Raw genomic sequence first — 7,039 nt, forward strand, 5'->3', positions numbered from 1 at the left:
GCCATATTTCCGGCATGTTCCCTTCATGGCCGCCCGTTACTTTGAGTACGGCGTGGTAGGAGGCAGCACGACTTCCTTGCCTTCGTAGGCCGGGGTGCAGTTATCAGTGGAGTGCTGCTCCAGGCATTCCAGCTCATACGGGTCACGGGGATCGGCCGGGTCAGCGCTGGGCGCCCGCTTGACACCCTTCTTTTCTCTACCGGCGACGATCTTCGATCCGAACGCTTCGGTCAGTTCGAGCGCGTGCTGCTCATCGCACCCGCCGGTTACCAACGGCCCGTTGCCGGGTTTGATGATGCGGGGCGTAACCAGGATGATGAGATTCGTGCGTATCAGGCTCCTGGCGTTCCGGCTGAACAGGTACTTGCCGATCAGCGGGATCCTGCTCAGGCCCGGCACCTCGCGGAGGTCGCGTTGTTCATTCAGTGCCAGGACGCCCCCGAGCGCTACGGTCCGGCCCGGCGGCACCGTCACATTGGTGGTAGTGTCGTTGGCCTGGATGATAGGCAAGGTTTGCCCGCCGCTGACCGTCGTGCCGATTTTGGTTGATATCGAGGGTGAGAGCGTCATATCGACGTAGCCGTTCGGCAACTCCGTAGCCAGGACATGAAGCTGAATGCCATACTGGAATTCCTGGACGCCGGTGGTAAGATTATTACTGACCGTTGACCCGTTGGAGACGGCCGTCCCGACATTTGTATAGCTCTGGATAGGTTCATTCGTCACCGACGAGATCGTGACCGGCACCCCGCTCTTGGTAATCACCGTTGGCTGGCTGATGTCATACAAGCGGTTGTTCTGCTTCAGGAACGCAATGCGGCCCGCCACCTGGATGTCTTTAAGGAAGTAACCAAAGCTGGAGTAGGTGAACCCGCCGACAATCCCGCTCGCAAGGTTGCCGAACACGGAAGTGTTCTGCGGGAACCCGCTGCCGTTGACGCCGGCGTTACCGCCTGCGTTGGACACCGGGTTGCCGCCGTTCTGGTCAGCACCTAAATTCAGACTGAACAGCGGGTTGCCGGAAGCGTCCCGGCCGAAGAAGAGGCCCCAATCCGCGCCGATGTCCTTCGATTTGTTCGCGCTGATTGAGAGAACTTTTACTTCCACGACAATCGCATCGTCCATCCGGTCAACACGGCGCAGGTAAGACGCCACCAGGCGCTGATTCTCCTGGGTCGTCCGTATCACCAGAACGTTGCCCCGATCCGTGAACATAAAGGACTTCGCATCGTCGTCGTCGTCTCGTCCCACCCCCCGCGAGCCCTTGCCTTGTTCCGTCGCAACCGCGGCGGCCAGCGGAAAGCCGCTTGGGAAATTGCTCATCGCCGAGGATCCCTGGGAAAGAGACGACGTATTGATAGTGGAACCCCCACTGCTCCCTCCCAGGGTTCCGCTACTCCCTCCCAGAGTTCCGCTACTCGCGCCAGTGCTCCCGCCATTCATGCCGCTCGATGCGCCCAGGCTCGACGAACCGCCGCCTCCGCTGGAACTCGGATAACCTTTGGTGGAACCTTGAGGACTCTCGACCTTCATGCCCAGGAGATTTGCCACCCCTTCCACAATCAGGTGTGCATCGACGTTATGCAGTTGATAGGTCTTGGTGACGTACACCGTATCCCGGTTGGGATTCCTGAGGTCATCACGGACCAGCTCGTAAATGCCGTTGTTCTGCACCACGCGGAACCCGCGCCGCTCCGCCAGGATTTCGAACGCCTGCAACGGGGTCACGTTCGATAACTCGAACGAAATCTTTTCGTTCGGATCGATCGGCGGCTCTATGTAATCGATGCCCGCCTGCTTGGCCAAAAGCCGGAAAACACGGGAAATGCTGGCCTCTTCGAAGCTGTAATGGCGCGGCGTATTCGGACCCGCCTGGGTCCCGTTGGCCGGTCTTTCTTCTTCAGGTAGAGGGAGCGGACCCGGCGGCAACAACGGCGGCTGCTGCCCGCCCGGCTGCACCGGTGAGGTTTGCGGCGACGGTCCGGGGGGAATCGCCGGGTTGGCCGCATCCTGAGCGTAGGAAAGTTTAGGGAGCCCGGCCGTGGTCAGGACCGTGGCCGCCAGCAGGATGAAAGGTCGGAGAGACATGGTGAGGAAGAAGTCGGCGTAAGCCGGTTTAGCATGGTGGGCAGGCGGGTCGGGGTACTCTCAGCCCTATTTGGTCGTCGAGGTCGTTTGCACCTTGCCTTTTCCCCCTGACCCGTAAGTTGAGGCGTAGATGGTAGTTACCGTTTTAAGATCTTTTTCGTAAGTGAGGGTTAACTCCCGCTCGCAGCCGGGCACTCGTAGAACGACGGAGTCGGGGGTTATGCGTTTCACGGTCAGCTGGAGGTCTCCGGAGCGCAGGTCATCTTCGATGCCCAGGGCGTAAAACCGGGCCGTCGCGTAGAGGCGCGACATCAGGTTCTGCTCGCCCGCGCCGGGTGGCCCTCCGGGCGAGGCCGGCGGGTTTGAGACGGGCACGCCGCCCTGGCTGCCCAGCTTCAGCATAAGCTTGTCGCCAACCTGATGCGCTTTGTCGCCTAACAACGCCATCGGCGAATCCGGGTCATAGGCGATCCCCTGGATCGCGTACTGCCGCTTGGCGAGATCACCCAATTCGTGGAGGTATTCCTCGATCGGCTTGGGCCGGGCGGCGAACTCCTGCTTCTTCGCTCCCAGCAAGGTCACCTGCACCGACGGATCCAGGAACGGGTCCCGCTGCGCCGGTTTGTAGTCGAACGGTTGAAACACCGGGATACGCAGCCGCCTGAAATGATCCTGTATCCGGCTGGCGCCGGCGGGAGCCGAAACGGCCATGCCTTGGCGCCGCCCTGGGTCAATGGCCTCAGCGTGGGCCGATCCGCCGGGGCCGGCGAGCGGGGCGGCGCCGGCGGCCGATGCCAGGCACGCGCATAAAATATGTTTCTTACCGGGTCGCATGGTCATTTGTTCGCCGCGGCGGCTCCGCTGCGGAGCGTGGTCATGGTTGCCGTGATGTTAAGCGGAATCGCTTCCATGTAGAACGGTTCTTTGGGACTCGTTATCGTCAGCTTGGTGAAACGGAGCAACGGCAGGTTGTTCTCAGTTTCAGCCAGGGCCGGCAGAAAGCGGTGAAACTCGACGGAGGTGCTGGTGAGATCGTAACTCCAGGTCGTCTGGACGGCCTGATTACCCAACCGGCCCGCGCCCGGGCGGTTGGACACCGGCTGCAGGCCGGGCCGCTGCTTGGCATTCTCGTGCACCTTGATGGTGGGGTTCAAGTCGTAGAGCGCGCCGAACTGGCTCGGGTCAAGCGGTGCATCCGTGTAGGCGTCCAGAAGTTGTTCAAAGGCTTCCTGGTAGAACGGCATATCGGCTTTCATGGCTTTGAGCCGGGCCGTCCGGCGGTCCAATTCTTCCTGCTTGGCCGCGTTGCCGGTCCGCGCCGACGTCAGGGCGCCAAACTGGCCGCGGACGACCTGGAATTCAAAAAACAGGATTACCAGCGTGATCAACGCCAGAACGGCAAAGGGAGTCTGTGGACGGTTCATCGTGGATACTGCACCTGCAGGCTGAACTGCGGTTGCGCGAGAGCAAAGTTAGGTTGTTCCGAAATGACCACCGAGGCCTGGCCGAGCTCCCGGCCCAGCGCCTCCCGGAAATCCGAGATTACCTGGCGCTCCGGAATGCGGGTAAAGGCCTGAATCATCAGGCTCCAGCGGTCGATGTCCGCGGGATTCTTTTCGTCCGAAGCGCTCTCCAGCTGAACCTGGTGTAAGCAAATGTTCGGGCATTTGGCCAGGGCGGCCTCGACCGCCGCCAGCATCCGCGCAGCCGGCGTCCGCTTCTCAATCCGGTTCCGCAAAGCGGCCAGCGCTTCGATGCGGCCCTGGGTCGGACGCAGTTTGTCTTCGTCCTGGCGCAACTGGGATTCCTGCGAGGCCAGGCGGCTCTGTTCCTCTGACTGGCCGTTTTCCCAGACCTTTAACGTCGCAAAGAGCGCCGCCGTCACCAGGAGGCTGACGCCGATGACGAGCAGAAGGGTAAAGGTGTGCCGGTAAAACGGTTCCGTCCGGTAGGCCTGACGGATCCGGGTCGATTCGGTGACAAAAAGGCCCTCCTTGATCATGGTTTTTGCGTTCCCCCTTTCGTGCGGGTCAGAAAACAACTCAGCAGACGCGTTTCGAACGTTTGCGTTTTCGCCCTCGGCACGCCCGCAGGCGGGTCGGCATACTCGTCTGCGTCGAGCGTGCTGATGCTCAAACCTTCATTCAACAATCGGTTCCGGTGCATCTCGGCCTGGCTGGCGGTCAGACCGGCGGTGAACAAAAAGCTCTCCAAGGGTGTAGGTTCAGCCGCGCCATCCTCCGTTTGCATGGCTTCGGTGTGTTGCAACACCATGTTTTGAAGGCCGCCGACCAGGTCTTCGTGCGGCACGCCCTCCCCCAGGCTCATGGTAAAGGCGCAGTCGACCAGGCCGCGCTTGTCGAACAGGCCGATGGTCGTTGAGTGCGGCGTCGCCGCCACCTGCAAACCGGGCCGGGGACACACGTTCCGGACGGCTGCCAGGGCCGCAACCTGCATCGGCACGATCGCCGACAGATGCTGGCCGGTGGCATTAAACCAGGCTTCGATGCGGGTCTGGATCTCCCGGTCGAGCCCGACGTATAGAAAGCTTTTCGGCAGTTTCTCCTCCGTCAACGGTTGTAGATCCAAGCCGACTGCCTCGAACACGTAGCGCTTGGCGCTTTGCGGGTCGAGGTATTCAATTAACATGCGCGGATCCGTCAGCTTTTTAATCTGGGCCAGGTTCTGGAAATTCGGTTTGGCCGCGGCGCTGATGACTTCCGCGGCGAAGTTGGGCGTGTCGACCAACACCACCCAGCGGGCCTCCCCCGGGCGTTCCGGGCCGCTGAATGCGGCGTTGAAAAAGTTGGCCGCGTTCTTTGGAGCAGCGGACAGGGAGAGCGCCCCGGTGTGCTTCTCCAGATGATCTTTAAACACCAGCTCATCGCCGGCCGCAAATGCGCAACAGAGGCGCTCCGGTTGCGCGAGAAAAGTGCCCAAAGCAGGTTTCGTGCGCCGGAAGACGGTGCGCGCGTAATACTTCAATGGGTACTGCCGGACGAAATCAAGCATGTTTGATCGATTTTTGGGTGTCGTGGTACTCGTCGTAAGTGGTCTGCGTGATCGCGCCCTCTTCGAGCAGGATCTTCAAGGCCTGGTTATACTCCATCGTCCCGAGCGACTTGCGGTTAAGGCTGAGTTCGGACGGAATCGCGGCTTCATTCTTTTCCCGGATGAGGTTCAGGATGGCTGCGTTCGCCACCATGATCTCCCGGCAGGCCACCCGGCCCCCGTTCGCACGCGGGAGCAACAACTGGCAAACAACCATCAACAAAGAGTTAACCAGCGCGCCGCGAACGTCCTCGCGCTCCGGTCCCGGCGCGATGGTAATGGCCCGGCTGATAGTCGAAGCGACCCGGCGCGTGTGCAGGGTGCCGAAGACCAAATGGCCCGTTTCCGCCGCCTGCAGCCCGGCTTTCAGCGTCGGGTAGTCGCGGATCTCGCCGACGACGATCACGTCCGGGTTTTCACGCATCGCGGAACGAATCGCTTCCTCAAAGCTATTAACATCCACCCCGACCTCGCGCTGCTCGATGGCCGCCTTCTTCGGCGTATAGACAAATTCGATCGGGTCTTCCGCGGTCAGGATATGGCAGGCGCGGTTTTGGTTGATATAATCCACCAGGCAGTTGACCGTGGTGGACTTGCCGCTTCCGGTCGGCCCGGTCACCAGGATCAAGCCTTGCTTCGCCTGGAGGACCCGGTCCAGCAGACGCTGCTCCAGACCCAGCGCCGACGCCGGCGGCGCCTCGATCGGCACCGGCCTCAACGCTGCGTTCAAGGTGCCCCGTGCCCGGTAGACGTTCACACGGAAACGCCGGCCGCGAATTTCGAGCGCGAAATCTTCGGCGCCGGAACCGGAAACGTCTGCGAGGCGCAGGATCAGGTCAGGACGAAGTTGCAGGATTGAATCGACCAGGCTCGGCGCCGGCCCCTGGGGAACCATCTTACCGTCGAGCCGGTAAAAAAGGTTGCCGCAGGACGCCAGGATATCGCTCGCCTTTTTCAGGAGCGCTTCCTGCACGACGAAATCGATGTCGTTGAGCAACTGCGGATCGCGCGCCAGGGCGAGCGGGTCGGCTTCGCCGCCTTCCAGGATGCTCAGCGCGGCCGCTTGTTCCGCTTCCTCCGCAAAGCTCGCAGGCGCAGGCGCGGGCGCGGGCTCGGGTGTCGCGTGGCGGTCGGATCGGTGAAATCGGCTTGAACCTGCAAAAAGGTAAGACATAGAGAGGAACGCTCAGGTTAGCGGGTGGCTGAAATCAGGGGCTAGGTGTAGGCGTGGCGTAGGCCTGCTGCTGGTGGAACGGGCAGGTGCACGGTTGGGTGGGGTCGTACACGCTGCTGTAACCACTGCTGTTGCTGGACGGGCAAGTCTGCGGAACGACGCCGCCGCGGATGTACTGGGCCAGCGGATCCGGGTTGGTCGAACTGGGCACCAGCATCGTTTGGCCGGGGTGGTCGGCCACCCAGGAGTTCTTGGCCGATTCGATCATCTGGAGGTTCGCCATGCACTGGTTCCGTTTCGCCGAAGTCACCTGGGGAATCATGCTCATGACGATGGCGACCCCGAGCGTCCCCACGATGGCGGTGGTGACCACCACTTCAATCAAACTCCAGCCGGCCTGAAGGCGGCACTCCCGGGTGCGCCTGGCGCTCTGAGTTCCTGCACATGACATAGCTCCCTTCATCGGCAGCGCTGTAACCGGCTGAAGGCATGAATTCTATAAATACCACACCAGCTTCTGCCGGCCCTTCAGGCCTCGGACGAGGAAGAGAACCGTTTCCCAGGGTAAAACCCTGGGCTAGGTTCTGCCGCCCCTTCGGGGCTAAAACCGGCTCAACCACCCTGAGAAGGGGTATAGTTAAGGATACAAGGCCGGGTATTGATTTGGTCCCGCAGGAACGGCTGAGCTTATACCATTCAGGCAGTTATCTCGGTAGAATGCCGGCT

General features: G+C 61.3%; 7 protein-coding genes. All 7 read right to left on the reverse strand.

Going from position 1 to position 7,039, the window contains the following annotated elements; translation table 11 throughout:
• Positions 1–36: 36 nt before the first annotated feature.
• The 7 genes from JO015_01020 to JO015_01050 all read right to left on the reverse strand — a co-directional run bounded on the left by JO015_01020 (position 37) and on the right by JO015_01050 (position 6,764).
• Entirely contained in the window at positions 37–2,088 is a 2,052-nt protein-coding gene (locus tag JO015_01020) for a hypothetical protein (protein MBV9997670.1), read from the reverse strand.
• A 66-nt stretch (positions 2,089–2,154) separates the two neighbouring features.
• A complete protein-coding gene (locus JO015_01025; GenBank protein ID MBV9997671.1) occupies positions 2,155–2,928 on the reverse strand; it encodes a hypothetical protein in 774 nt (257 codons plus the stop codon).
• Positions 2,925–3,512 (reverse strand): hypothetical protein, encoded by a 588-nt coding sequence (locus tag JO015_01030; protein ID MBV9997672.1) that lies wholly within the window; start codon positions 3,510–3,512, stop codon positions 2,925–2,927. The genes JO015_01025 and JO015_01030 overlap by 4 nt, the downstream gene beginning before the upstream one ends.
• Positions 3,509–4,090 (reverse strand): hypothetical protein, encoded by a 582-nt coding sequence (locus JO015_01035; protein MBV9997673.1) that lies wholly within the window; start codon positions 4,088–4,090, stop codon positions 3,509–3,511. The genes JO015_01030 and JO015_01035 overlap by 4 nt, the downstream gene beginning before the upstream one ends.
• The gene (locus tag JO015_01040; protein ID MBV9997674.1) at positions 4,087–5,100 is read right to left on the reverse strand and encodes a hypothetical protein; all 1,014 of its coding nucleotides are present in this window, start codon (positions 5,098–5,100) and stop codon (positions 4,087–4,089) included. The genes JO015_01035 and JO015_01040 overlap by 4 nt, the downstream gene beginning before the upstream one ends.
• Positions 5,093–6,313: a Flp pilus assembly complex ATPase component TadA gene (tadA, locus tag JO015_01045; protein ID MBV9997675.1), complete on the reverse strand. Its 1,221-nt coding sequence runs from the start codon at positions 6,311–6,313 to the stop codon at positions 5,093–5,095. Before tadA ends, JO015_01040 begins: the two co-directional genes overlap by 8 nt.
• Before the next feature lie 34 nt (positions 6,314–6,347).
• On the reverse strand, positions 6,348–6,764 hold the full coding sequence (locus JO015_01050; protein ID MBV9997676.1) for a type II secretion system protein: 417 nt from the start codon (positions 6,762–6,764) through the stop codon (positions 6,348–6,350).
• Positions 6,765–7,039 lie beyond the last annotated feature (275 nt).

Source organism: Verrucomicrobiota bacterium, from assembly GCA_019247695.1.
Taxonomy (GTDB): domain Bacteria; phylum Verrucomicrobiota; class Verrucomicrobiia; order Chthoniobacterales; family JAFAMB01; genus JAFBAP01.